The organism is Marinobacter sp. (genome assembly GCF_014859525.1).
Classification (GTDB): domain Bacteria; phylum Pseudomonadota; class Gammaproteobacteria; order Pseudomonadales; family Oleiphilaceae; genus Marinobacter.
Map to the genome: position 1 here is coordinate 1 of NZ_JACUUB010000008.1, position 22870 is coordinate 22870.

Consider the following 22870-nt stretch of genomic DNA (forward strand, 5'->3'; position numbering starts at 1 on the left):
ATTGCCCGGGTTCTCGCCCGTCGTGATGGCAGCCAGGAGATTCTCTGGGAACAAAAAAAATCCGGCCTCTAGGACCGGATTTTTCATAAACATCTGGAGCGTCAGACTTTAAAAGCCTCCACAAGACGCTGCAGGGACGCCGTCAACTCAGACATTTGGCGAGAGCTCGCCAGTGTCTCTTCCGCGTTTGATGCTGTGCTATGCCCCAGCTCGCCGATGCGCTCTACGTTAACGTTGACGTTCCTGGTCACCGCCGACTGCTCTTCTGCTGCCTGGGTAATCTGATGACTCATGTCGACGATCTGTGTGATACCTGCCGCAATTCTGTCCAGGGCCTCAGTGACTTCGCCAGATTTCTGCACCGTCTGCTCGGTAGCCTCGTGACTACTGGTCATGGCCGCAACGGCTTCCTTGACCCCGCCCTGCAAGCGGGAAATCATTCCTTCGATTTCTTCGGTTGATTTGTGTGTACGCTGCGACAGTGAGCGAACCTCATCCGCCACCACCGCAAACCCGCGGCCCTGCTCCCCGGCTCTGGCCGCTTCTATGGCTGCGTTCAGGGCCAGAAGATTGGTCTGCTCGGCAATGGCCTTGATCTCTACCAGTACCTGACTGATGTTCGCGCTGTCGGCGCTGACCCGATTAATCACATCAACCGCCCCTGCGATTTCAGACGACAACCGGTTGATGGTCTCAACGGTATTGGCAACAACCTGGCGCCCGGTTTCAGTATCCCGCTCGGCGCTGCCAGCACTGTCTGCAACCCGGTGCGCGCTTTCGGTCACCTCATTGACCGCACCAACCATCTGGCCCATGGCCTCATTGATCTGCCCTGTCTCGTCCATCTGGCGAGCAACCGCGTCGCTGTTTGCTGAAGCCGTATCATTAACTTTGACTGCCTGCCGGTCAACATCGTTCGTGGTGGTACTCACCGATCGAATCAGCTCGGCAATGCGGTCCGTCATATTGTTGAATTCGGTAGTCAGTTCGCCGAGCTCGTCCCGGTTGTTCAACTGAATGCGAGTGGTCATGTCACCGGCAGCCACGCTGCGGGCAGCGGTGCTGAACCGGTTGATCGCCGTCCTGACTGACATAAAAAAGCCGACATAGAGGTAAACCACGAGCACCATGACTGCAATCAGAGCACCGATGATCAGGCGACGCTGGCCAGTCTCGCGGTTCAGCCGTTGTTCGAGGTTACCGGCGACCACCTCAAAAATACTGTCGATCAAGGTATCGTAATGACCGAGCTGACCAGTCACCGAAGAATCAAAATCTTGCCAGGGCAACTCAAGACGCATGGGGGTAATGATGCTGGTATCAATTTGCTCACGAAGCGTCAGCAGGCTCTCATCTACCCTCGCCAACGCACCACCGGCCTGGCTTGCCAGCCGTGGCGACGTTTCGGCCGCTACTGACAAGGAGGGCGACAGGAGCGAACTCCGGTTGATCAACTGATCGTAGATTTCATTAAGAATCTCGCTCAAGCTGTAGCCTACCTGACCATCCAGCAGAGCATAAATGCCATAGGAACGCGCCCGGCCAATCGCCGTTCTGGCTTCCGGCAAAGCATTTCGAACCAACCCCAGTAATAAAAGATTCTCCCGTGAAGCACCCTGCCCCAGGCCCGAAATCTCAATGGTTGCAGGCAGTAATGCCATCACCTTTTGAACAAATTCCTGGTAATACTTGAACTGTGGATCGATATTGCCCTGGTAGTTGTTGTTTTCCTTCAGTTCGATCCATTCAGCCTCCAATGCCCGTACCTGATCGCCCCACGACCCGGATGCATCAAACGATCGATCCGGGCCTGTGAGATCAGACATCAAAACATCAATGCGGTCGGCGGCGGCCCGGGCGCTCTGAAGCAATGCTGGCTCATCTTTAAGAATACCTGGAGCCTGATAGTCCCGGTAATCCATCGACGCAGACAGCAACTGGTCAACCTTGCGCAACTCAGCAAGGCCTTCTACACCACGGGTCATGGTTTGCACGGATTGATTCAGGCTGGAAATCACCAGCCAGGACAGGACGAGGATGGGTCCCAAGAACAAAATACTGATGAGGCTGAACTTGTAGACCATCGGCAGCCGGTTCATCAGGGTAATCGCTGGATTGATCAAATAGTTCACGCTGCCCTCGCTGATTCTAATAACTGAATCGTTATTCTTTCTTTTATTATCGCCTAAGGTCTCAAAAACTAAATCACCATTAAGTGTTATTCTGTAACGTTGTTTGCCAAAACTTCACACTACCCCTGCGATCACCAACAGCGCCACACCACAAATCCAAACCAGCATACTGCGGTTCAGAAGACCACGTATGGCATCCAGGCTTCGACCGCCAAAGTCGGCCCACTCATCCGGATGGAGTCTTGCAAACTGTTCCGGATCAAGCGCATACCCGGTTAACGACCCGTGCGCTGAAATCATGAGGATTTCTTCCGTTTTTCTTCCAAAACCGGGCAGCACCTTGCCCGCTTCTCGCACCCAACCCGCCAGGTCACCGGCCAAACCAAGCGTACAAGACAGCAAACGTGCCGGAATCCAACTGGCCATATCCGCCAGTTTCTGGAATTTTGGGCGAGCAGCATTTTGCGGCCACTGCTCTGCCAGCGCCACCAAACCACGGGCAATCAGAGCCGCACCGATACCTCCAACCACGTACCAGAAAGCCACCAGGAAAAAGCGCTCAAAAATAGCGATCACGAGGGCCTTTGAAAGTGAACGGTGCATGGCCTCAGGCGATAACGCCGCCCCACGCTCTTCTGCAGGAAATCGATCCTGAACCTGGCGCCACGCCCCTTGCATATCACCGCGAGCCCAGGCATCGGAATAGCCAGCCAGCAGCTGCCGCCAGCCCGGCGTGCCCATTAACAAAACCAGTATGATCAGTTCAAGGGGGTAGGCTGCAAACCGGAAACCAATCCAGCTCAACCCCCATACAAGCCCCAACAGTATAATCCCGGGCACGACCACAAGAGCCAAACCCATGCGGATCGTCTCTTCGTCACCGGCTCGAATCATTGATCCCCGGTGAAACCAACCACGAAACATCACATCACTATCCAGCCGTCCAAGACGATCCAGCCGGCGCCTTATGAGATAAGCCAACAGAAAAACGACGAACACCATTCAGGCAATCTCCTCATCGGTCAACAGCGCCTTAAAAAAAGACCAGTCGAACGCTGGCCCAGGATCGGTCTTACGACCCGGTGCAACATCACAATGTCCGGCAACCCGGTTTTCAGTAACGTCAGGCCACGCCATCATCGTCAGCCTGGCGATATACGCCAGCGCCTGATATTGCTCCGGCGTGTAGGGAATATCGTCGGTGCCTTCAAGCTCGATGCCGATGGAGAAGTCATTGCACTCATCTTGCCCCCTAAAGCAAGAGCGGCCAGCATGCCAGGCCCGATCAAAACAGCTGACAAACTGAACAACAGAGCCATCCCGCCGAATCAGCGCATGAGCCGATACCTGCAGTGCTGCAATGCTTTGAAAATAGGGATGGGCCGCCGGATCCAGCCGGTTACAGAAAAAATCTTCGATCTCGGGGCCGCCAAACCGACCCGGGGGCAAGCTGATGTTATGGACAATCAGTAAAGAGATCGCTGAGTTCTCGGGCCTGGGACCGAAATTCGGTGAAGGTGCCCATCGGCTGCCAGGGTAGCGGCCGGTCAGCCTCAAGTGCTCCGCCAGGGCCATGGTCGCCGGCGGGCAATGACGATCTTTGTTGACGGAATCGGAATTTCGCAAGAGGCATCCACAGTCGCTAAGTGATTGTCTGGTCGATTGAATCACAAAGCGACTGTCGATGCTACGGAGCCTGCGGCCCTCCGCTCGCGGCGTGAATCAGTCTTTCCGGTTGTGCCTCAGGTTATCAATAATGGATTCCAGCGCCCGATCAAAGATCAGTCCATCATCCAGCATGGTCAGCACGCCGTCCTGAAGCGCGGTAGCCAGGTCGTCACGGTGATATTCCGCGACTTTCGCACCGCTGCGATTAACAAAGATGTATTTGCCCGTGGCTTTGATGAAGGCTGCCAACTTACAACGCAATCGAACATCATCACGAACCAACTCAACCCAAGAGCCAACCCGCAACCGGTCTGCACGATCCAGCCATTCGGCCGAGACGACGGGCGTCTGCAGCTCATCCTTTACAACGGCAGCGACCTCTGGCAACAATTCCGGAGCAGAATGGACCCTCTCCGCCTTTGCAGCCACCGTTGCGGGCTCGCGGGTAACGGCTAAACTCTCAAACGGATTGGCATCCGATATTGTCTCAACCTCCCTCGCGGAGGCGGCAGCAGCAGACTCCGGCTTTTGCTGTCCCTCGACCGGCGCTGTTACCAGCTTCTGAAAGACATCCACGTGAGCAAGCTCAAGATCTCGGATGGCGGTGTCCGTCGAAAAGGGATCCCAGGAAATTTCCTGCAGTGCTCGCCGCAGCTCTTCGACCACCTCCGGAATCGCCCTGAGAAGTTCTGAGCGGGTGTTACCCGAGACCGGCGCTGGATCAACACTCCAGATCAACCGCTCAGTAGCCGCGCAAGCAGATTGCCACTGATCGCTGTCCTCGCCCTGACGCAACACAACCCACTGCAGATATCGGGTCCAGGGTTCAGTGAGGATCTGCATTACGGGTGCCGGAATATCACGACCGGCCGATTCTTCACTGACCAGACTGGTCGCAGCCTGGCTCGCACGCTCCTGGCGGGCCCTGCCCTCTTCTGCATCTTTAAGCCGCTGCTCAACCAACTCCCGACGGCGCCGGTCAAGGTCCATAAAATGCCCGAAATCTTTGAGCAACTCATCGAACAAACTGACATTGTCGGTAAATTCACTCAAAACCCGATCAACAACTTCTTCGATCTTTTCGCGCAGCGGGTCTCGCATTCCGGGCCGCTTTTCAGACCAGCCAATCGCAGACAGCGCCATCTCGTTCAGGAGTTTGCGAACGGGGTGGCCACCCCGATTGAAGAAGTTTCGATCGCTGAGAGCCACCTTCAACACCGGGATCTGAAGCCGGCTGATCAACGATTTCATCACTGAGTGCAACTGACGATCTTCCAGAATGAAGTCAAACAGCATCGAGACCAGATTGATGACATCACCATCCACCTGCCCCAGCGATACGGCCTTGCCACCCGGCTCTTGCAACACCGAGACAATCTGCTGCCTGAGCGGTATCACGTGTGCACCATCATGGCCCCGAAAACTGCTCTGCAGACCGTTCAGGCGAACCATCAAACCGCCCGTATCCAAGGTGATGCCGCCAAGCGGCGAACTGCTGCCAGGAACAGCCTGGTCACCTTGATGCAAGAGCGCGCTCAGTTCTGAGAATGTCGGCGAGCGCGAGCCGCCTGGAATATCTCCGTAGGTATCAGGCGTTGTCGTCGAGGCTGGTGGTACCGGACCCTGCCCCTGATTGGTGTTGCGACCGGCAACTGACGCACTTCCACCCGGGGGTCGCTTCATATCCGGTAACACACCTTCCGCAATCAGCGTCTTGTTGGCTTGTTCATAGAAGCCCGCGAGCTTATCGACCAACAGTCGCTCAAACAGCTTCAAAACAACCAGTTTGGCACGGATATCAATCTCCAGGTCTGCACAGGCCTCAGAGATAGCACCACAGATGACTTCGGGGCTGAGCGGCATCTGATCGTCCGACAGCTTGATATCTGGTACAAGATGGCGCACACGGGCTGCCAGCATACGCACCGGTTCCTGATATTGGTTACGTAACTTGGTGAGCAGGTTTTCGATGGCAACTTGCTGCTCCAGCTCGGAATGGTCGAGCAGGCTCAGGGAGTCCTGGTCCACCTCTTCCAGCGAAGCTGCAGAATGAAGGGGCTTAAACCGGCCAGTCTCATTGAACGCCTGGCTGATATACTGAAGCATGGAGACCGTGATCGACTTACGACGCAGTCGCAATTCACGCATGGCATCGAAATACGCAGCCTGATCCTGGTTTGAACCGGCTCGGTCAGACAACGTGAACAGGCTATCATCCGCTCGCTCAAAAAATGATGACAGCAACGCTTTCAGCGACTGCCCCGATGCGTCACGCAACCTGATAAGTGCTGGCGGCAGCGAAAACCGGCTTAGCGGTTTCTGGCCGGATAAACGGACAACCTTGTTATCGTGCGCCATGTAATGCTCCAGATTGTATTCAGCGATGAAGCTCGGGATTTCTGTTACCTACATCATACGGCCGATGATCGTCACCTTGTGTCAGAAATTGTCACCTTTTGTGTAACAACGACCTGCGTCACATTTTAACACCGATCGAAGGTGTCATTTTGCGAATTGACCGGCTGGCAGTAGAATTGCGGTCCTTAGGCAAACCCACTCACTCTGACTGCCGGAAAAACGCCATGATCGCCCCTGAACTGCTCCGCCAGGCCCGAATTGAAACCGTCGCCCAAAGCCTCAGGGAAGACATCGGCGATGGAGACATTACCGCCATGCTGATTCCTGCCGGCAAACTTGCCACCGGTCAGGTGATCACCCGCGAATCCGCGCGCCTCTGCGGCAAAGAATGGGTTGATGAAGCGTTCCGTCAGGTGGACCCGTCCGTCGAACTCACCTGGCTGTACCAGGATGGCGATGACATTGCGGCGAACGAGATCATCTTCAAGATGACCGGTCTTGCGCGATCACTGCTGACGGCAGAAAGGGCCGCTCTGAACTGGCTGCAAACGCTGTCGGGCGTGGCCACAACCTGTGCCGGTTACGCGGCCACCGTTGCGCACACCCAGGTGCGCTTGCTGGATACCCGCAAAACGCTACCTGGCCTGCGCCTGGCCCAGAAATACGCCGTCACCTGCGGCGACTGCGACAACCATCGCCTGGGTTTGTGGGATGCATTCTTGATCAAAGAAAACCACATTGCAGCCTGCGGTTCGATTGCCAAGGCGATCAGTGAAGCTCGCCGAATCGCACCCGGCCGGCCGGTCGAGGTCGAAACAGAGTCCATGGAAGAGCTGGATCAGGCTTTGCGGGCTGGCGCTGACATTATCATGCTGGACGAGTTTACTCTGAAAGATATGGCAGAAGCCGTGCGCGTTACCGCAGGAAGGGCCAAACTGGAGGCCTCCGGCGGCATCAACGAGCACACACTGGTTCCTGTCGCCGAAACCGGGGTCGATTTCATTTCTATCGGCGCACTGACCAAAGACGTGCGTGCAATCGATCTGTCTATGCGCCTGTCTTAAAACAAACTGCGCAACTCAGGCCCCGGACAACAGCCGATCCATCTCTTCAAGGGCCTGCACCAGGCCCCGCCCCGAGAGTTGCTGACCTCGGAAATACTCTTCGGCCATTGGTGCAATACCAGACACAGACGGCAGTGGATGGCCGCTTTCGATCAGCACCTTCATCTTTTGCAGAAACACGAACTGCAGCCACTGCGGGAATGACATCGTGTCCAGGCAAAAAGGTTCGGCGCTCTGAAAGGCAGCTTCCGGCGGGGAGACTGACGCCCAGACATCAAGTCGTCGGAGCTCAATTTCAATCTGCAACAGGCTGTCGGTAACCCGATCAAGATGGCGTTCGCGGGTAGTCATGCTCATGAAATCAGTCAGCCAAGGGTTCTAGTTCAACAGATTCACCATGGAGCACACGGTAAAGATCCTCATACTGACGGGTCAGCGCGTGTTTCGGGGCCATGTGAATCAATGGCTGCCGGCTTTGATGGGATTCTTTCATTTTTACCGAGCTGGACAAACGGACGGGCAACACGGGCAGGCCCTCGGCGATCAACTCCTTTACCAACTGTTTTGGCAAGCTGGCTCTGGGCTGGAACTGGTTGGCAATAATCCCCTCTACCACCAACTCCGGATTGTGATCTTCCTGAAGCTCCCGGATTTCATGCAGGATGCTGTATAGCGCCTGACGTGAGAAATCATCGCAGTCAAAAGGAATCAGGCAGCGCTGCGCCGCAATCAGCGCAGAACGTGTGTAAAAGTTCAGTGCAGGCGCAGTATCAATGTAAATCTCGTCGAACGACTCGCCGAGTTTTTTCAGATACTCACGAAGCTTATAAATCTTGTGCTTTGCTTCCAGCTTACGCTCCAGAAAGTCCAGCTCCGGGCTCGATGGCAGAACAAACAGATTATCAAAAGACGATGCATGCACGAACTCGTCCGGGCGACGGTTAAACATACTAAAGGCAACCGTCTGCTCAAGAAGATCGGCGGCCGTATCTTTCAGCTCTGCTGATGGCTTGCCCAACAGGTAATGCGTTGAGTTGCCCTGCGGGTCCAGGTCGACCACCAGGGTACGCTTGCCCCGGGCCGCACTGATGGCTGCCAGGTTGCAGGTAATACTGGATTTTCCTACACCACCTTTCTGATTGAAAACAACCCGTCTCATGTCGTCTCTCCAATGGCCATTATCGTTATTAATCCGTTATTACCACCCCATGACGGTCTTCACGAAAGGGATGGTCAATCTCCGTTGAGCCTGCAGCGAGTTCTCATCCAGAGTATCCAAAAGCCCCAACAGGTCACCCAAACGGCGGGGCGCTCTACGCATGATAAAACCGGCCACGTCCTCACTCATCACCATGCCGCGCTGCTCGGCCCGCGCTATCAGAATTCTGAGCTTATCTTCATCCCTGTAAACACCCAGCTGAATCATCAGGCCATGAGCCATCCGGGAGCCCAGATCCGCCAACCCAAAGGGCAGTGCGGCCGGCACTTCCGACAGCGCGACCAGTAACAGGCTGGCCCTATCCAGGACGCGGTTGTATAAATGAAAGACCGCCTCTTCCCAATCATCGTTGCCGGCGATCAGATCCAGGTCATCCAGACACACAAGATCGTGAGATTCAAGACCAGTCAGGGCCTCAGGCCCGAAAGGCATCAACTCCTGAATACTGATGCAGAGAGCTCTTCGTCCGCGCTGTTCCGCAAAATGGCAGGCGGCCTGCAACAAGTGACTCTTGCCCGTATCGGAATCACCACAGATGACCACCACCGGCACGCCGGACGGCTGCTGACACACAGCCTCCAACCGTCGAGCCGCTTCACGATTTCGGTCACCATGAAAATTGTCAAATCGGGCATCATCGCGAAGCTTGACTCCGAGCACCATCTGCGAAGTGGTCATGAGCGTTTGGCTCTCCAGGCGCGCGCGCTCCACACAACGGTGTAATGGCAACCACTGAACACAGCAGACGCAGCCACCAACAGGACGCCTGCCTCCATCACCCAGGAAGGCATTGGCAGTCCTGCCATCAGAATAATGATCGCCAGAACGACCAGAACCTGAACAAAGGTGTTGATCTTTCCGGGAATGCTCGGCTCCATTTCAAAGCGCCCTACCCCGTAGTGGTAAAGGAGCCCACCGGCAACAATGACCAGATCGCGCCCAAGCACCACAGCAAACAGCCAAAGCGGAAGCACACCGGTAAACGTCAGCATTAAATACGCCGAGATTAGCAGCGCTTTGTCCGCCAGGGGGTCTGCAATCGCCCCCAGTCGGGAGCGCCAGTTAAAATGACGAGCCAGAAAACCATCGAGGGCATCTGTGGTTGCGGCAACCGCAAAAATGACCAGTGACAGCCGATAACTGCCTTCCAGCAAGGCACCGGCGAACGGGATGATGAGTAGAATTCGCAGGAACGTCAGAGCATTGGGAATCCATCGCCAGCGGTGCAATGTCACGAACGGACCTCCGATGCCGTTTAGTCGCTACCACCGCTAACAACCGGAGCCGGTTGCCAGCGGTAATAAAGCACTTGATACAAAGATTCGAACGCTTGCTCAGCATCTTGTTCGTCACTGTCCAGAAGCGGCTGATAAACGAACAAAGCCGCTTCCGGATTTTGAGCGTCTGAACCCGCCAGCTCCGACACTGGCTGAGGCTCAGCTAAAGCGCCAGTTGCCGGCACAGTTCTGGGCAGCGAAGCCTCCTCTGGTTGCGCGTCCATCACAACAAAGCGCGGGTCCAAAGCGATGTACTGCCGCAACTGGTCCAGCTCACCGGTAAAGGTAACTTGCACCGTCAAGCGTTCGTTTCTGACCCTTGAAGCCCCTACCGAGACCACCGGTGTAAAACCGCTGAGGGCTTTGTTCACATTGCCATAGTCCGCCAGCGAGTTGACACCCTCAAGCACAATATCAACCCGTGGAGAGTCGCCCACCTCGCCTGCAGCAACGGCATAGCGACTGGCGTAAGCATCCGCCCAGCGCCCGACGACTGCACGGGCAAGCTCTTCCGGGCTGGCTGCGGTAACGGATTGTTCAGAACTGCCCATGCTCATGCCATCAAATACCCAGCCTGCACGCCATTGACCGCCAGACCGACTAACCCGCATCAGTGCCAGCGCATCATGGGACATGTCTGCCGAGGCTTCTCGAATGCGACCGGTAAACTGCCCCCACAGGTCAGAAAGCAAGGCCCGGTCCCCCTGCACGCTACTGGATGGAAAAGCCACGGGCAATCCGCGCTCTTCCGCTGCCGCAAGAAAGTGTTTCCGCCAGCTGGCCGTAGCCTCTTCTTCGCGATCAGCGCCTTCAGAAGCAGCCGTAATCAGCTTGCGATCACCCCGATCTTCAACGGCCACCCAGGCCAGGGTCAATGGACGGTTGGCACCCCAGACTGGCGCACTGATAGACGCCAGGGCACGGTTAACACCCACGGCCCCAAAGCTCATTTGCATTCTTGTTTCGCCGTCGTTCCGGCGAACCTGGTAAGCCAGCAGCAGTGATTCCGCGTTGCTGAGCACCTCGTCAACACCGTCCATCGCCAGCACATCACGACTGCCAGACACCCTTACCATGACTCGCCGAAGCCCTTCGGCATAACCTGCCCGCAGGTCATCAGGCCCAGAACCCGCTACCGCAACGTCGGCGTTATAAAGCCCTGAGACCGTGACCGCAGATGCCGGCGCTGCCAGCCCCACGAGCAGGCCGATGGCCGCTACTACGGCGGCTGCACCTTTGAACATTCTGATGTGGATTCTTTCCGATTCAGTCATGTAACACCCTGACGTTCCCATGATTGGCGCACAGGATACACCAACCGCACAGAGGAGAGTAGCAAGCGCCGGTTGCGGTCAGGCAATCATGCATCGTGAATATTTGCCCGCTTTGCCGAATTACGGTTGGAGCACCCGGGCGCACCTGCTAAAATCCGCCGCCTGACCCACAGGCCAATGGTTACATTCCCATGAGCGAGCATAAGCCGTCCCTCACCTACCGCGATGCCGGCGTTGATATCGACGCTGGCAACGATCTGGTAAACCGTATCAAGAACACAGCAGCCCGCACCCGCAGGCCCGAAGTCCTCGGAGGTCTGGGCGGATTTGGCGCGATGGTGTCCATTCCGGCCGGTTATCGGGAGCCGGTTCTTGTGTCCGGAACTGACGGTGTGGGCACCAAGCTGCGCCTGGCCATGCAACTCGAAAAGCACGACACCATCGGCATCGACCTGGTCGCCATGTGCGTTAACGATCTGATTGTGGGTGGCGCCGAGCCTCTGTTCTTCCTGGACTATTACGCCACGGGTAAACTCAACGTCGAGATTGCCGCAAAGGTGGTCGAGGGTATCGGGGCTGGCTGCGAGCTGTCTGGTTGCGCCCTGGTAGGCGGAGAAACCGCGGAAATGCCAGGCATGTATGAGGGCGAAGACTACGACCTCGCCGGATTCTGTGTTGGCATTGTTGAGCGTAGCGAAGTCATTGACGGCAATCGCGCGCAGCCAGGCGACGTTCTGCTGGCACTGGGATCCTCCGGGCCGCACTCCAACGGCTACTCCCTGATCCGCAAGATCATTGAAGTTAGCGAGGCCGATCTCAGTCAGCCCATGGGTGACACTACCCTGGCCCAGGCACTAATGGCACCCACACGGATCTATGTAAAGAATCTGCTGCAGCTGATCCGGGAAGTGGACGTACGCGCACTCTCCCACATCACTGGTGGCGGGCTGCCCGAGAACATTCCCCGGGTTCTCCCGAACGGCACTGTTGCCGCCATAGACACCCAAAGCTGGGAGCTGCCGCCTGTATTCCAGTGGCTCAAAGATGCCGGCGGCGTAGCGATCGAAGAAATGTATCGTACCTTTAACTGCGGCATCGGCATGATTGTCTGTGTCCCCGCAGACCAGAAAGATCTCGCAATCGATACACTGAACGCCATGGGGGAAAACGTCTGGCAAGTAGGAATGCTGGAGAAAGCCGAAGCCGGTGATGCAAAACCCGAAGTTCGTTATGCGCCAGGGTTAGTCAAGGCATGATGGCTGATTCTGCGCCGCTTCCAACCATTCTGGTGCTGGCTTCTGGCAGCGGCACCAACTTGCAGGCACTGATTGATGCCAGCCGCGAGCGAGACTTCCCCGGCGAAATTATTGCAGTGGGCTGCAATAAACCGGGTGCCTTTGCCCTTGAGCGGGCAGCGCAAGCCAATATCAAAACCTTTGTCGTCAATCATAAGAATTTTGGCTCGCGGGAAGAGTTTGATGGCGCACTGATGGCTGAGATCCGTCGACTCAATCCGGATCTCATTGTGCTTGCCGGCTTCATGCGAATCCTGACCGGCGATTTTGTGCGGGCGTTCCGCGGCCAGATGTTGAACATCCACCCCTCACTACTACCTGCGTACACCGGGCTAAACACGCACCAGCGAGTACTGGCAGCAGGTGACAGCCACCACGGCGTATCCATTCACTTCGTCACCGAAGAGCTCGATGGCGGGCCGGTTATCGCTCAGGCGGAAATCGCCGTCAACGCCGACGACACGCCCGAATCTCTTGCTGAGCGGGTTCAGCTTCAGGAACACCTGCTGTACCCCATCGTGGTGCGCTGGTTTTGCGAAGGCAGAATCCAGTTAGGCACCGAAGGCGTGTTGTTTGACGGCGAAATCCTGAACCAGCCCATGCGGTTATCGAACAGCTGAACAGATTGTCATCCCACCGCTGCTCCCTAACCGCTACACTGTCGCAATAACATACAGCGAACGTAAGGGGCACCGGATGCACATAAACAACACGCTAATCCGAATCATCACCTGCCTGGCCGGACTCTGGCTCGGCCTGGCGTCGCTCACCATCGCAGCATCAGAGCCTCAGCACTCTGGCTCTACCCTGACCCCTTTTGAGGCCACTTACTCTGCCTCCATGTCAAAGGGCATCAGTCTAAGCGGCTCGGGCACTCGATCTCTGAGCGACCAGGGCAACAATGTCTGGCTCTATCGCACAGAAGTAAAGTCATTCATCGCCGATATCGACGAGTCGCTGGTATTTTTGTGGGAGGACGATCAGGTTACTCCGCTCCGCTACCGATACCGCCTTTCCGGCCTCATGATCCGTAACCGTGAACAATCCATTGACTTCGATTGGCAAGCCGGCATCGCAAAAGGCAAATACCGCGGCAAATCCTTTGAACTGGCACTGGAAGACGGCGCACTAGACCCTCTGGGATTCCAGATGCAAATGCACCAGGATCTGAAAGCCGGCGAACGGGACCTGACCTACCGGATCATCGACAAAGGCAGATACAACGAAGATCGCTTTGCGGTTGTCGACGAAGAAAGCACCAGTGGCAACGGCCAAACCAGAAAAACGCTGAAAGTCGAAAAAGTCCGCGATGAGAGCTCAAAGCGCGAGACCTTGATGTGGATCGATCCCGACCAAGGCCATCTGCTGGTGCGGCTGCTTCAAGTGGAGCCCGATGGCAGCGAATACGAACTAAGCCTGAAAGACGCCACTATCGACAACTAACCTACCGCTGAGCACGCATCAGCCTTTGATGCTGTGCTCAGACCATACGGCTTTGACCTCGTCAGCAATGATCCGCAAACCTTCAGCAACCTGATCGTCGCCCTGTGAATACGTAACGCGCAGGCATTCGTGGCGGTGTTTCCAGTCATCCTCTGGCAAGCCAGGGAAAAAGTAATGGCCAGAAACCACCAACACCCCTCTCTGTTTCAATCGCTGATAGAGCTCAAAGCTGGATATTGGCAAACCCGGAAACCAGAGCCACAGGAACATTGCACCTTCAGGTTTGTGAATGTACCAGCGACAGCTGTCTTCACCCATGGCATCGCGGAAAGCATCAACCGCTCTCTCCATCTTGGCCCTGTAGAACGGACATACCACCTCTCGACTCAGAGACAGAATCTCGCCAGACCGAACCAGCGGCTCCGCCAGCATGGCACCAAAGCTGCCGGTGGCCAGATTCATGATGGCGTTGATGCCGGAAAGCGCCTTGATGACTGGGGCCGCAGCAATGACGATGCCGGTGCGTGCCGCCGGCAGCCCAAGCTTGGACAGGCTCAGGCACAGAATGATCTGCTCGTTCCACGTTGGCTGCGCGTCCACAAACAACAGACTCGGGAACGGTGTTCCATAGGCACCATCCACAATTAATGGAATGTCCTGCTGCCGGGCAAGCGCCTCCAGGCGGGCCAACTCTTCATCGGTAATGACATTGCCGGTGGGATTAGTGGGGCGCGATACACAGATGGCTCCGGTTTCGCCGGTCACTTCGACCGCGTCAAAATCCACTCGATACTTGAACTCATGGGCGTCGGTGAAGGAGATTTCCGGCTGTACCGCATGAAACAAACCTGGCTCGATGCCGGCATCAGCGTAGCCGATGTACTCCGGCGCCAGCGGCAACAGAATATGCTTTCTATGGCCATCGCCGTAATCGCCCGCGAACATGTTAAACAGCATAAAAAAAGCCGCCTGACTGCCATTGGTTAGGGCGATATTGCCTGACGTCAGGCCCCAGCCATACTCCTTGTTCAGCAAATCAACCAACGAAGCAATAAACTGTTTTTCACCCTGAGGCGGGTCGTAGATGCCCACCAGGTGGCGAACCTGCCCTTCATCTGCAGCCATCTGCACCAAAATATCCTGCACCCGCTGCTGAATCTCGGGAATGTGCCCCGGGTTGCCGCCGCCCATCATGATCATCCCCTCGCCGGAAGCCATGGCGTTACCCAGGTCGTCCATTAGCGACGTGATGCCGGCGTCGGCAGTGAACTTACGTCCAAAAGCAGAGAGTTTCATGGTGCTTATCCGTTAAAAAGCGATTCAACAGGTACCTTATTACCTGGGGCATGGTTAGCACAAACCGGAGCCCCTCAACCTTCGAGGGATATGCCCAGGTTGCTAACACCATCGTTAGCCGCATCCAACCGCAACTGGCTGACGAAGTCGTCCCTCGGGGTGCGCTGGCGCTTGAGCGTCAGCAATGTGTCACGCTGGAACAACTTGTCCTCTTTTAGCAATGGGTGCTGCTCGAACAGGCGAACCAGTTCGTCTTCGTCCATGCCCTCACCTTCAGACATCTCGACGAAGTCCATGACGGTTTTGGTAGCCAGGTGGGACGCGTCGGTAGCCCGATGTTTGTTAGGGTTCAGACGGTTAAGCAGAGCCTGCTCCAGCAGTTGGCAGAAATCGAAGGCTGGATAAACGCCGTAGGCGTCGTATTCGTCTACAGCGGGGCTGAGAGCCTCGAGTTTTGTCAGCAACTGGGGGATCGCCGCTTCTGTAGCGTCTTTCTGGAGCATGTCCCAGCCCAGATCGAGCAGCTGACGCATTTTACCACCGCTTTTCATCCCTACAGCGTCTGCAAACAATGCGTAATTGGGGAAGGCGCGTTCGGCCAGGGCCAGCAGGAAGGCGCACTCGCGCCAGCCCTGCAGTTGTGATACGGCTTTAAGAAACTGGTTGGCATTCATGTTCTTGGCAGGGTCACGCCGGTCTGGCCCAGGTATTTGCCGCCGCGGTCTTTGTAGCTGGTTTCGCAGATTTCGTCAGACTCAAAGAACAGCATCTGGGCGACGCCTTCGTTGGCGTAGATTTTCGCGGGCAGGTTGGTGGTGTTGGAGAACTCCAGGGTGACCTGACCTTCCCATTCCGGCTCGAGCGGGGTGACGTTAACGATGATGCCGCAACGGGCGTAGGTGCTTTTGCCCAGGCAGATGGTCAGTACGCTTCTTGGGATGCGGAAGTACTCAACGGTGCGGGCCAGAGCAAAGCTGTTGGGAGGAATGATACAGACGTCGCCGGTGTAGTTTACAAAGCTGTTTTCGTCGAAGTTTTTCGGGTCGACGGTGGCGCTGTGGACGTTGGTGAAGATTTTGAATTCGTTGCTGCAACGTACGTCGTAACCGTAGCTGGAGGTGCCGTAGGAGATAACGCGGCCTTTTTCGTTTTCACGAACTTGCCCGGCTTCGAACGGTTCGATCATGCCGTGCTGCTCGGACATCCGGCGGATCCACTTATCGGACTTGATGCTCATGGGGGAAATTCTCGATTTAAGCTGGAAAAATTGGGGCGTAGTTTACCTGTTCCCTCGGGGTCTGTCGAAGCCTTGGAGGTCGCGTTTTTTAGCTTGCGAGTCCGGTGACTGCGGCATCAGGGTCTTCTGTCCAAAAACCGCTACGAGCACATCCATGTGCGCTTCTCTCAGGCCATCCCTGGCCTTCGAAATTTTTGGACAGAAGACCCTGATGCCGCGATCGAACAGAGGTTTGGGAGTCTCCGTATCCTTTTAGTCTGCTTAATGCTCGTTTAAAGAGACGCTGGAAATAGTACCACCGAGATTTCGTTCCCATGTGGACAGTTCCGCCCCCACCCGTCGGGCAATATCGCGATAACGCAGGGCCACTTCAGAATCCGGTTCAGCCACCACGGTCGGCGACCCGCTGTCAGTCTGCTCGCGGATGGTCATGTGCAGAGGCAGCTGGCCCAGCAGGGTGGTTTCGTATTCTTCTGCGATACGCTCGCCGCCACCGTGGCCGAAGAGGGGTTCTTCGTGGCCGCAGTTGCTGCAGATGTGAACGCTCATGTTTTCGATCACGCCAATCACCGGGATGTCCACTTTACGGAACATTTCGATGCCTTTTTTACCGTCCAGCAGGGCGATGTCCTGCGGGGTGGTTACGATAACGACGCCGGTGACCGGGACTTTCTGGCCGAGGGTGAGCTGGATGTCGCCGGTGCCGGGGGGCATGTCGACGACAAGGTAGTCGAGCTCATCCCACAGTGTCTGTTCAAGCAACTGCATCACCGCACCACTGACCATGGGACCACGCCAGGCCATGGGGGTTTTGTCGGTGGTGACGAAGGCCATGGAGTTGGCCTGCAGGCCATGAGCCTTGATGGGCACAAAGTATTTGTTTTCCCGAACGTCCGGTCGTTGGCCTTCCGGCACGCCCAGCATCATGCCTATGCTGGGGCCGTAAATGTCGGCGTCCAGGATGCCTACCCGAGCGCCCTCGGCGCTCAGGGCCAGGGCGAGGTTGACGGCGGTGGTGGATTTACCCACACCGCCTTTGCCGGAAGCAACGGCAATGATGTTTTTCACGCCGGCCACCGGTGCAAGGTCTTTGTTGACTTTGCATGCGTGGATTTTCTGGCCCACGTGGACGTCGGCGCTTTCTACGCCGTCGACGAACTCAAGAGCGTTGGCGACGATTTGCTTGAGGCCGCCGGCGATGCCTTTGGATGGGTACGGCAGCTCGATCATCAGGGTAACTTTGCCGCTGTCATCTGCACCCAGAGATTTCACAGCGCCCAGTTCGTAAAGATCTTTGTTGAGGTAAGGGTCCCGGTATTCGCGGACGGCGGCTTCGAGTGCCTGCTGGGAAATCTGGGTCATCGGGGTCTCCGGAATAAGCCAATCACCTTGAATGCAGGTGAAAATTGATGGCATGAAAGGTATCATCTGTGGCCGTTTCTGACCATATGGGGCCTTTACCTGGAACAATCAATGATGATTGCCACCAGCTCCCCTTTTTTCTTTCCAACCCGACTCAACATAAGGTTCGGACATCACCATGACGCAAGCGAGTAAGCAACAGCGCGATATTCTGGTCACCAGCGCCCTGCCCTATGCCAACGGGCCCATTCATCTGGGACACCTGCTGGAATACATTCAGACCGATATCTGGGTACGCTACCAGAAGATGCGTAATCAGAACTGCTACTACGTTTGCGCCGATGACGCCCACGGCACTGCCATCATGCTGCGTGCCGAGCGCGAGGGCATAACGCCGGAGCAGCTGATTGATCGGATTCGTCAGGAGCACCAGCAAGATTTTGCCGGCTTCCACATTCGCTTCGACAACTATCATTCCACCCACTCGGAGGAGAACCAATATTTCTCTGAGTACATTTACCGCCAGCTTCAGGAAAATGGGAACATTGCCACTCGCAAGATTACTCAATTCTTTGATCCTGAAAAAGAAATGTTTCTGGCCGACCGTTTTATCAAGGGCACCTGCCCCAAGTGTAAAACCGATGATCAATACGGTGACAACTGCGAAGCCTGCGGCGCCACCTATACCCCCGCGGAGCTGATTAATCCCCGCTCTGCTGTGTCTGGCGCTACGCCGGTGGAGAAAGAATCCGAGCACTATTTCTTCAAATTGCCGGAGTTCCACGATTTCCTGAGCAAGTGGACCCGCAGTGGCGCTCTGCAGCCGCAAGTGGCCAACAAACTGGCTGAGTGGCTGGATGCAGGCCTTCAGGAATGGGATATCAGTCGGGATGCGCCCTATTTCGGGTTCGAGATTCCGGATGCACCGGGCAAGTACTTCTATGTCTGGCTGGACGCACCTATTGGTTACCTGGCCAGCTTCAAGAATCTGTGCAACCGGGAAGGCATCGATTTCGAGCACTTCTGGAAGAAAGATTCCACCGCCGAGGTGTATCACTTCATCGGCAAAGATATCATCAACTTCCACGCCCTGTTCTGGCCGTCGATGCTGCACGATGCCGGTTTCCGCACACCAACAGCGGTCTGGGCCCACGGGTTTGTGACCGTGAATGGCAAGAAAATGTCCAAGTCGCGCGGCACCTTTATCATGGCGCGCACCTATCTGGACCACCTGAACCCGGAGTATCTTCGCTATTACTTTGCGGCCAAACTGACTGGCGGCGTCGACGACATGGACCTGAACCTTGAGGACTTTGCCGCCCGAGTAAATTCAGACCTTGTCGGCAAAGTGGTCAACATCGCCAGTCGCAGCGCCGGGTTCATCACCAAGCGCTTTGGCGGCATGCTGGGCAAGGTGACCGAACAAGACAAGATCCAGGAGTTCATTGACGCTGGCGAGCAGATCGCCGAGTTCTACGAAAGCCGTGAATTTGGCCGCGCCATGCGCCGAATCATGGAACTGGCCGACATCGCCAATCAATACGTTAATGACGAGCAGCCCTGGGTAATTGCCAAGCAAGAAGGTCAGGAAGACAAGCTCCAGGCGATTTGCACCAACGCCATGAACATGTTCCGCCTGCTGATGACCTACTTGTCACCGGTGCTGCCGGAAACCGCGAAAGCCTCGGCGTCGTTCCTGAACGACCGCATGGACTGGAATCAACGCGCCGACTTGCTGGAAGATCACGGTATCGATGCATTCAAGCCGCTGATGAGCCGGGTTGACATGGCTCAGATCGAAAAAATGCTGGACGCCTCCAAAGACGAAATGCAGGCAGTCATAGGGCAACCGGCTACGACTCCGGCCCAAGACCTCGAACCCATCGCCGATGAAATTGAGTTCAACGATTTCGCCAAAGTGGATCTGCGCGTCGTCAAGATCGTGAAAGCCGAGCATGTGGATGGTGCCGACAAGCTTCTTCGCCTGACGCTTGATGTAGGGCATGGAGAACGCAACGTGTTTGCTGGTATCAAGTCGGCTTACAAACCGGAAGACCTGGAAGGCCGTATGACCGTCATGGTGGCCAACCTGAAACCCCGAAAGATGAAGTTCGGCATGTCCGAAGGCATGGTTCTGGCGGCAGGCCCTGGTGGCAAGGACATTTTTATTCTGTCTCCCGATTCCGGGGCCACCCCCGGCATGCGGATAATGTAAGCAGCAACAGGCAGAGACATTCCGATGACAGAGTATTTGCTGATACTGGTCAGCACCATCCTGGTGAACAACTTCGTGCTGGTGCAGTTCCTGGGGCTGTGTCCGTTCATGGGGGTTTCCGGCAAGCTGGAAACCGCTATGGGTATGTCTCTGGCGACTACCTTTGTACTGACTCTGGCGTCAGTGTGCAGTTATCTGGCCTACACTTACCTGCTGGAACCGCTGGATCTCGCGTTTCTGAGAACCATCACATTCATCCTGGTCATTGCCGTGGTGGTTCAGTTCACTGAAATGGTGGTACGTAAAACCAGTCCTCTGTTGTACCGGGTGTTGGGTATTTTTCTGCCACTGATTACCACCAACTGTGCGGTGCTGGGCGTCGCCCTGCTGAACATCAACAAAAACAACAATTTCGTCGAGTCCGTACTATACGGCTTTGGCGCTGCAGCCGGTTTCTCCCTCGTGCTGGTGCTATTTGCGGCCATGCGTGAACGGATTGCCGTGTCCGACGTTCCGATGGCCTTCCGGGGCGCGTCTATCGGCCTGATCACCGCAGGCCTGATGGCGTTGGCGTTCCTGGGCTTTACTGGCCTGGTTGCGGTCTGACGGAGCGATGGATATGTGGACGAGTTTTCTGATTGCTGTGGTTGTTCTGCTCGCTCTGGCCCTGTTGTTTGGCGGATTGCTGGGTTTCGCCGCCGAAAAATTCAAAGTACAAGGCAACCCTTTGGTAGATCAGATTGACTCCCTGTTGCCTCAAACCCAGTGCGGCCAGTGCGGCTTTCCCGGGTGCAAGCCATACGCCGAAGCCATCGCCAACGGCGAAGCCATCAACAAGTGCCCTCCTGGCGGCGAGACTACGATCAAAGCACTGGCCGATCTTTTGGACATTGAGCCACAACCCCTGGATGCCGACCACGGCGTGGAACAAGCCAAGCGGGTCGCAGTCATCCGTGAAGACGAATGCATTGGCTGCACCAAATGCATTCAGGCATGTCCGGTCGATGCCATTCTGGGAGCCGCCAAACACATGCACACGGTGATCGAAAGCGAGTGCACCGGCTGTGATCTTTGCGTTGAGCCCTGTCCTGTTGACTGCATTGACATGATCACGATCCAGCCAGACATCCGCAGCTGGACCTGGACCCCGCCCAAAACCGCCATAATTGCGACCGACCGCCAGGGAGCCAACGCCTGATGAGCCAGTTGTGGGATTTTTCCGGTGGAATTCATCCACCTGAGAACAAACGGCAGTCAACCAGCCGCCCCATCCGAATGGCCGGTATTCCCGATCGTCTGATTCTGCCCTTGCAGCAGCACATTGGCGAGCGAGCAGAAGCCATCGTCACTGTGGGTGATCGAGTGCTCAAGGGCCAGACGGTGGCCGAGGTAACTACTGGCATAGGTGTGCCAGTGCATTCGCCAACCTCAGGCATTGTTGAAGCCATCGAGCAACGCCCCGTACCACACCCATCCGGCATGGTTGACTGGTGCGTCATCATTAAGCCGGACGGCGAAGATCGGTGGTGCGAGCTTCAGCCTGTGCCCGATTACAAGCTGCTTGAACGCCAACAGATACTTCAACGCATCCGCGACGCCGGCATCTCGGGCATGGGCGGTGCCGGATTCCCGACCGACATCAAACTGCGCCCACCCCGGGACCGTAAAGTTGAAACCCTGATTCTGAACGGCGCTGAGTGCGAGCCGTACATTACCGCCGATGATATGACTATGCGTGAACATGCGGCCGAAGTGGTGGCCGGCATGAAAGTGATGGCCTGGATTCTGCGCCCGTCCAAGTGCGTTATCGGTATAGAAGATAACAAACCAGAAGCCATCGCGGCCATGCAAGAGGCCGTTCAGGACACACAGATTGAAATTGCGGTAGTGCCGACCAAATATCCGTCCGGTGGCGAAAAGCAACTGATCCGCATCCTGACCGGGCTGGAGGTTCCCAGCGGCGGCCTCCCTGCCGACATTGGCGTAATGTGCCACAACGTGGGCACGGCAATGGCTGTGTCCCGAGCAATTTTTGAAGGCAAACCGCTGATCTCCCGTGTTTTGACCATCACTGGAGAAGCGGTGCAAGAACCCGGTACCTTTGAGGTACTACTTGGCACACCCATCAGCAACCTGTTGGCGATGGCTGGCCTCCAAACCAGCAAACTGAGCAGACTGGTACTGGGTGGCCCGATGATGGGCTACACCCTCAAGACCGACACCATACCGATAGTGAAAACCTCCAACTGTGTGATTGCGGCCACTGCCACTGAGCTACCCGCACCACCACCGGAACAGCCTTGCATCCGCTGTGGCCAGTGCGCAGAAGTCTGCCCTATGGAACTCCTGCCGCAACAGTTGTTCTGGCACGCCAAAGCTGCGGAGTTTGAAAAGGCCGAGCATCTTAACCTGTTCGACTGCATCGAGTGTGGCGCCTGCTCTTACGTTTGCCCAAGTGCCATTCCACTGGTGCAACACTACCGCTTCGCCAAGGATGAAATTCGTACTCAACGTGCCGAACAGCTGAAATCAGACCGTGCTCGTGAACGTTTCGAGGCGCGACAGGCACGCCTCGAACGCGAGCAACAAGAAAAAGAACTGCGCCGTAAAGAGCGGGCAAAAGCCGCAGCTGACGCCCAGGCTCAGAAACAAGCCGAAGCAGAACACGTCGTCGCGAAAGGCGATGCCGTAGATAGTCGTGATGCCAAAGCGGCACTTGTGCAACAGGCCCTGGAGAGGAAAAAAGCCAAAGCAGCTCAAGCCTCGGGCAGCACCCTACAGGCAACACCGGCATCCGAGGAAAAGCCTGACATCGAAGCACTGGAAAAGCAGCTGATGCAGGCAGAAGCCAAACTGAGCACCATGCAAGGCATGCTGGATGAAGCCAAAGAGCAGCAAGCTGATAACCTGGACAAGCTGGAGCGAGCGGTGGCCAAGAACCATGACCGGGTTGAGCGAGCCCGGGAGGCTCTCACCGAAGCCCAGAAGCGGGCCGGCTCTGAGCCCGCTGCGCAGTTGTCCGAGTAACCC

The 22870-nt window shown here is 56.2% G+C and carries 21 protein-coding genes; 8 read left to right on the forward strand and 13 right to left on the reverse strand.

Annotated features, from left to right (window positions below; translation table 11 throughout):
• Positions 1–101 precede the first annotated feature (101 nt).
• The 4 genes from IBX51_RS03670 to IBX51_RS03685 form a co-directional block, all read right to left on the reverse strand.
• The gene (locus IBX51_RS03670) at positions 102–2132 is read right to left on the reverse strand and encodes a methyl-accepting chemotaxis protein (protein ID WP_291828804.1); all 2031 of its coding nucleotides are present in this window, start codon (positions 2130–2132) and stop codon (positions 102–104) included.
• Between the two features lie 114 nt (positions 2133–2246).
• A complete protein-coding gene (locus tag IBX51_RS03675; protein ID WP_291828806.1) occupies positions 2247–3134 on the reverse strand; it encodes a regulatory signaling modulator protein AmpE in 888 nt (295 codons plus the stop codon).
• Positions 3135–3707, reverse strand: a complete 573-nt coding sequence (gene ampD, locus IBX51_RS03680; protein ID WP_291828913.1) for a 1,6-anhydro-N-acetylmuramyl-L-alanine amidase AmpD — start codon at positions 3705–3707, stop codon at positions 3135–3137.
• Between the two features lie 147 nt (positions 3708–3854).
• Positions 3855–6158, reverse strand: a complete 2304-nt coding sequence (locus tag IBX51_RS03685; protein WP_291828808.1) for a DUF1631 domain-containing protein — start codon at positions 6156–6158, stop codon at positions 3855–3857.
• Positions 6159–6382: 224 nt separating this feature from the next.
• Between IBX51_RS03685 and nadC the strand changes: the two genes are divergently transcribed.
• On the forward strand, positions 6383–7222 hold the full coding sequence (gene nadC, locus IBX51_RS03690) for a carboxylating nicotinate-nucleotide diphosphorylase (protein ID WP_291828812.1): 840 nt from the start codon (positions 6383–6385) through the stop codon (positions 7220–7222).
• A 15-nt stretch (positions 7223–7237) separates the two neighbouring features.
• On the opposite strand, the gene IBX51_RS03695 is transcribed toward nadC, so the two are convergent.
• From IBX51_RS03695 to IBX51_RS03715, 5 genes are read right to left on the reverse strand one after another with little or no spacing between them, the layout of a single operon-like run.
• The gene (locus IBX51_RS03695) at positions 7238–7573 is read right to left on the reverse strand and encodes a YqcC family protein (RefSeq protein WP_291828914.1); all 336 of its coding nucleotides are present in this window, start codon (positions 7571–7573) and stop codon (positions 7238–7240) included.
• Positions 7574–7583: 10 nt separating this feature from the next.
• On the reverse strand, positions 7584–8381 hold the full coding sequence (locus tag IBX51_RS03700; RefSeq protein WP_291828814.1) for a ParA family protein: 798 nt from the start codon (positions 8379–8381) through the stop codon (positions 7584–7586).
• 39 nt (positions 8382–8420) lie between these two features.
• Complete coding sequence (gene hda / locus IBX51_RS03705) at positions 8421–9119, reverse strand: DnaA regulatory inactivator Hda (protein WP_291828816.1); 699 nt, start codon at positions 9117–9119, stop codon at positions 8421–8423.
• Positions 9116–9676, reverse strand: a complete 561-nt coding sequence (locus tag IBX51_RS03710; protein ID WP_291828818.1) for a CDP-alcohol phosphatidyltransferase family protein — start codon at positions 9674–9676, stop codon at positions 9116–9118. The genes hda and IBX51_RS03710 overlap by 4 nt, the downstream gene beginning before the upstream one ends.
• Positions 9677–9696: 20 nt before the next feature.
• Positions 9697–10992: a DUF2066 domain-containing protein gene (locus IBX51_RS03715; RefSeq protein WP_291828820.1), complete on the reverse strand. Its 1296-nt coding sequence runs from the start codon at positions 10990–10992 to the stop codon at positions 9697–9699.
• Positions 10993–11183: 191 nt separating this feature from the next.
• Here IBX51_RS03715 and purM point away from each other — a divergent pair, with 191 nt between their 5' ends.
• The 3 genes from purM to IBX51_RS03730 all read left to right on the forward strand — a co-directional run bounded on the left by purM (position 11184) and on the right by IBX51_RS03730 (position 13730).
• Complete coding sequence (purM, locus tag IBX51_RS03720; RefSeq protein WP_291828822.1) at positions 11184–12248, forward strand: phosphoribosylformylglycinamidine cyclo-ligase; 1065 nt, start codon at positions 11184–11186, stop codon at positions 12246–12248.
• Positions 12245–12907: a phosphoribosylglycinamide formyltransferase gene (purN, locus tag IBX51_RS03725; protein WP_291828824.1), complete on the forward strand. Its 663-nt coding sequence runs from the start codon at positions 12245–12247 to the stop codon at positions 12905–12907. Before purM ends, purN begins: the two co-directional genes overlap by 4 nt.
• A 76-nt stretch (positions 12908–12983) precedes the next feature.
• Entirely contained in the window at positions 12984–13730 is a 747-nt protein-coding gene (locus tag IBX51_RS03730) for a DUF3108 domain-containing protein (RefSeq protein WP_291828826.1), read from the forward strand.
• 18 nt (positions 13731–13748) lie between these two features.
• Here IBX51_RS03730 and IBX51_RS03735 read toward each other — a convergent pair whose 3' ends face one another.
• The 4 genes from IBX51_RS03735 to apbC form a co-directional block, all read right to left on the reverse strand.
• Positions 13749–15026: a valine--pyruvate transaminase gene (locus IBX51_RS03735; RefSeq protein WP_291828828.1), complete on the reverse strand. Its 1278-nt coding sequence runs from the start codon at positions 15024–15026 to the stop codon at positions 13749–13751.
• A gap of 74 nt (positions 15027–15100) precedes the next feature.
• Positions 15101–15700, reverse strand: a complete 600-nt coding sequence (locus tag IBX51_RS03740) for a YjaG family protein (RefSeq protein ID WP_291828830.1) — start codon at positions 15698–15700, stop codon at positions 15101–15103.
• Entirely contained in the window at positions 15697–16263 is a 567-nt protein-coding gene (dcd, locus tag IBX51_RS03745; RefSeq protein WP_022990087.1) for a dCTP deaminase, read from the reverse strand. The genes IBX51_RS03740 and dcd overlap by 4 nt, the downstream gene beginning before the upstream one ends.
• A 261-nt stretch (positions 16264–16524) precedes the next feature.
• The gene (gene apbC / locus IBX51_RS03750; protein ID WP_291828835.1) at positions 16525–17625 is read right to left on the reverse strand and encodes an iron-sulfur cluster carrier protein ApbC; all 1101 of its coding nucleotides are present in this window, start codon (positions 17623–17625) and stop codon (positions 16525–16527) included.
• A 178-nt stretch (positions 17626–17803) separates the two neighbouring features.
• On the opposite strand from apbC, the gene metG reads away from it, so the two are divergent.
• Genes metG through rsxC form a run of 4 tightly spaced genes read left to right on the forward strand, consistent with a single transcriptional unit; the run spans position 17804 to position 22867 of the window.
• Entirely contained in the window at positions 17804–19840 is a 2037-nt protein-coding gene (gene metG / locus IBX51_RS03755; RefSeq protein WP_291828837.1) for a methionine--tRNA ligase, read from the forward strand.
• 24 nt (positions 19841–19864) lie between these two features.
• Positions 19865–20446, forward strand: coding sequence for an electron transport complex subunit RsxA (rsxA, locus tag IBX51_RS03760; protein WP_291828838.1), 582 nt, complete (start codon positions 19865–19867; stop codon positions 20444–20446).
• A gap of 13 nt (positions 20447–20459) precedes the next feature.
• A complete protein-coding gene (rsxB, locus tag IBX51_RS03765) occupies positions 20460–21038 on the forward strand; it encodes an electron transport complex subunit RsxB (RefSeq protein ID WP_291828840.1) in 579 nt (192 codons plus the stop codon).
• Positions 21038–22867, forward strand: a complete 1830-nt coding sequence (gene rsxC / locus IBX51_RS03770; protein ID WP_291828842.1) for an electron transport complex subunit RsxC — start codon at positions 21038–21040, stop codon at positions 22865–22867. Before rsxB ends, rsxC begins: the two co-directional genes overlap by 1 nt.
• The last annotated feature ends 3 nt before the right edge of the window (positions 22868–22870 follow it).

What these genes read in the sequence shown, in the direction of transcription:
- IBX51_RS03675 (WP_291828806.1), bottom strand. Translation starts at nt 3,134, where the DNA reads ATGGTGTTCGTCGTTTTTCTGTTGGCTTATCTCATAAGGCGCCGGCTG.
- ampD (WP_291828913.1), bottom strand. Translation starts at nt 3,707, where the DNA reads ATGGCCCTGGCGGAGCACTTGAGGCTGACCGGCCGCTACCCTGGCAGC.
- IBX51_RS03685 (WP_291828808.1), bottom strand. Translation starts at nt 6,158, where the DNA reads ATGGCGCACGATAACAAGGTTGTCCGTTTATCCGGCCAGAAACCGCTA.
- nadC (WP_291828812.1), top strand. Translation starts at nt 6,383, where the DNA reads ATGATCGCCCCTGAACTGCTCCGCCAGGCCCGAATTGAAACCGTCGCC.
- IBX51_RS03695 (WP_291828914.1), bottom strand. Translation starts at nt 7,573, where the DNA reads ATGACTACCCGCGAACGCCATCTTGATCGGGTTACCGACAGCCTGTTG.
- IBX51_RS03700 (WP_291828814.1), bottom strand. Translation starts at nt 8,381, where the DNA reads ATGAGACGGGTTGTTTTCAATCAGAAAGGTGGTGTAGGAAAATCCAGT.
- hda (WP_291828816.1), bottom strand. Translation starts at nt 9,119, where the DNA reads ATGACCACTTCGCAGATGGTGCTCGGAGTCAAGCTTCGCGATGATGCC.
- IBX51_RS03715 (WP_291828820.1), bottom strand. Translation starts at nt 10,992, where the DNA reads ATGACTGAATCGGAAAGAATCCACATCAGAATGTTCAAAGGTGCAGCC.
- purM (WP_291828822.1), top strand. Translation starts at nt 11,184, where the DNA reads ATGAGCGAGCATAAGCCGTCCCTCACCTACCGCGATGCCGGCGTTGAT.
- purN (WP_291828824.1), top strand. Translation starts at nt 12,245, where the DNA reads ATGATGGCTGATTCTGCGCCGCTTCCAACCATTCTGGTGCTGGCTTCT.
- IBX51_RS03730 (WP_291828826.1), top strand. Translation starts at nt 12,984, where the DNA reads ATGCACATAAACAACACGCTAATCCGAATCATCACCTGCCTGGCCGGA.
- IBX51_RS03735 (WP_291828828.1), bottom strand. Translation starts at nt 15,026, where the DNA reads ATGAAACTCTCTGCTTTTGGACGTAAGTTCACTGCCGACGCCGGCATC.
- IBX51_RS03740 (WP_291828830.1), bottom strand. Translation starts at nt 15,700, where the DNA reads ATGAATGCCAACCAGTTTCTTAAAGCCGTATCACAACTGCAGGGCTGG.
- dcd (WP_022990087.1), bottom strand. Translation starts at nt 16,263, where the DNA reads ATGAGCATCAAGTCCGATAAGTGGATCCGCCGGATGTCCGAGCAGCAC.
- apbC (WP_291828835.1), bottom strand. Translation starts at nt 17,625, where the DNA reads ATGACCCAGATTTCCCAGCAGGCACTCGAAGCCGCCGTCCGCGAATAC.
- metG (WP_291828837.1), top strand. Translation starts at nt 17,804, where the DNA reads ATGACGCAAGCGAGTAAGCAACAGCGCGATATTCTGGTCACCAGCGCC.
- rsxA (WP_291828838.1), top strand. Translation starts at nt 19,865, where the DNA reads ATGACAGAGTATTTGCTGATACTGGTCAGCACCATCCTGGTGAACAAC.
- rsxB (WP_291828840.1), top strand. Translation starts at nt 20,460, where the DNA reads ATGTGGACGAGTTTTCTGATTGCTGTGGTTGTTCTGCTCGCTCTGGCC.
- rsxC (WP_291828842.1), top strand. Translation starts at nt 21,038, where the DNA reads ATGAGCCAGTTGTGGGATTTTTCCGGTGGAATTCATCCACCTGAGAAC.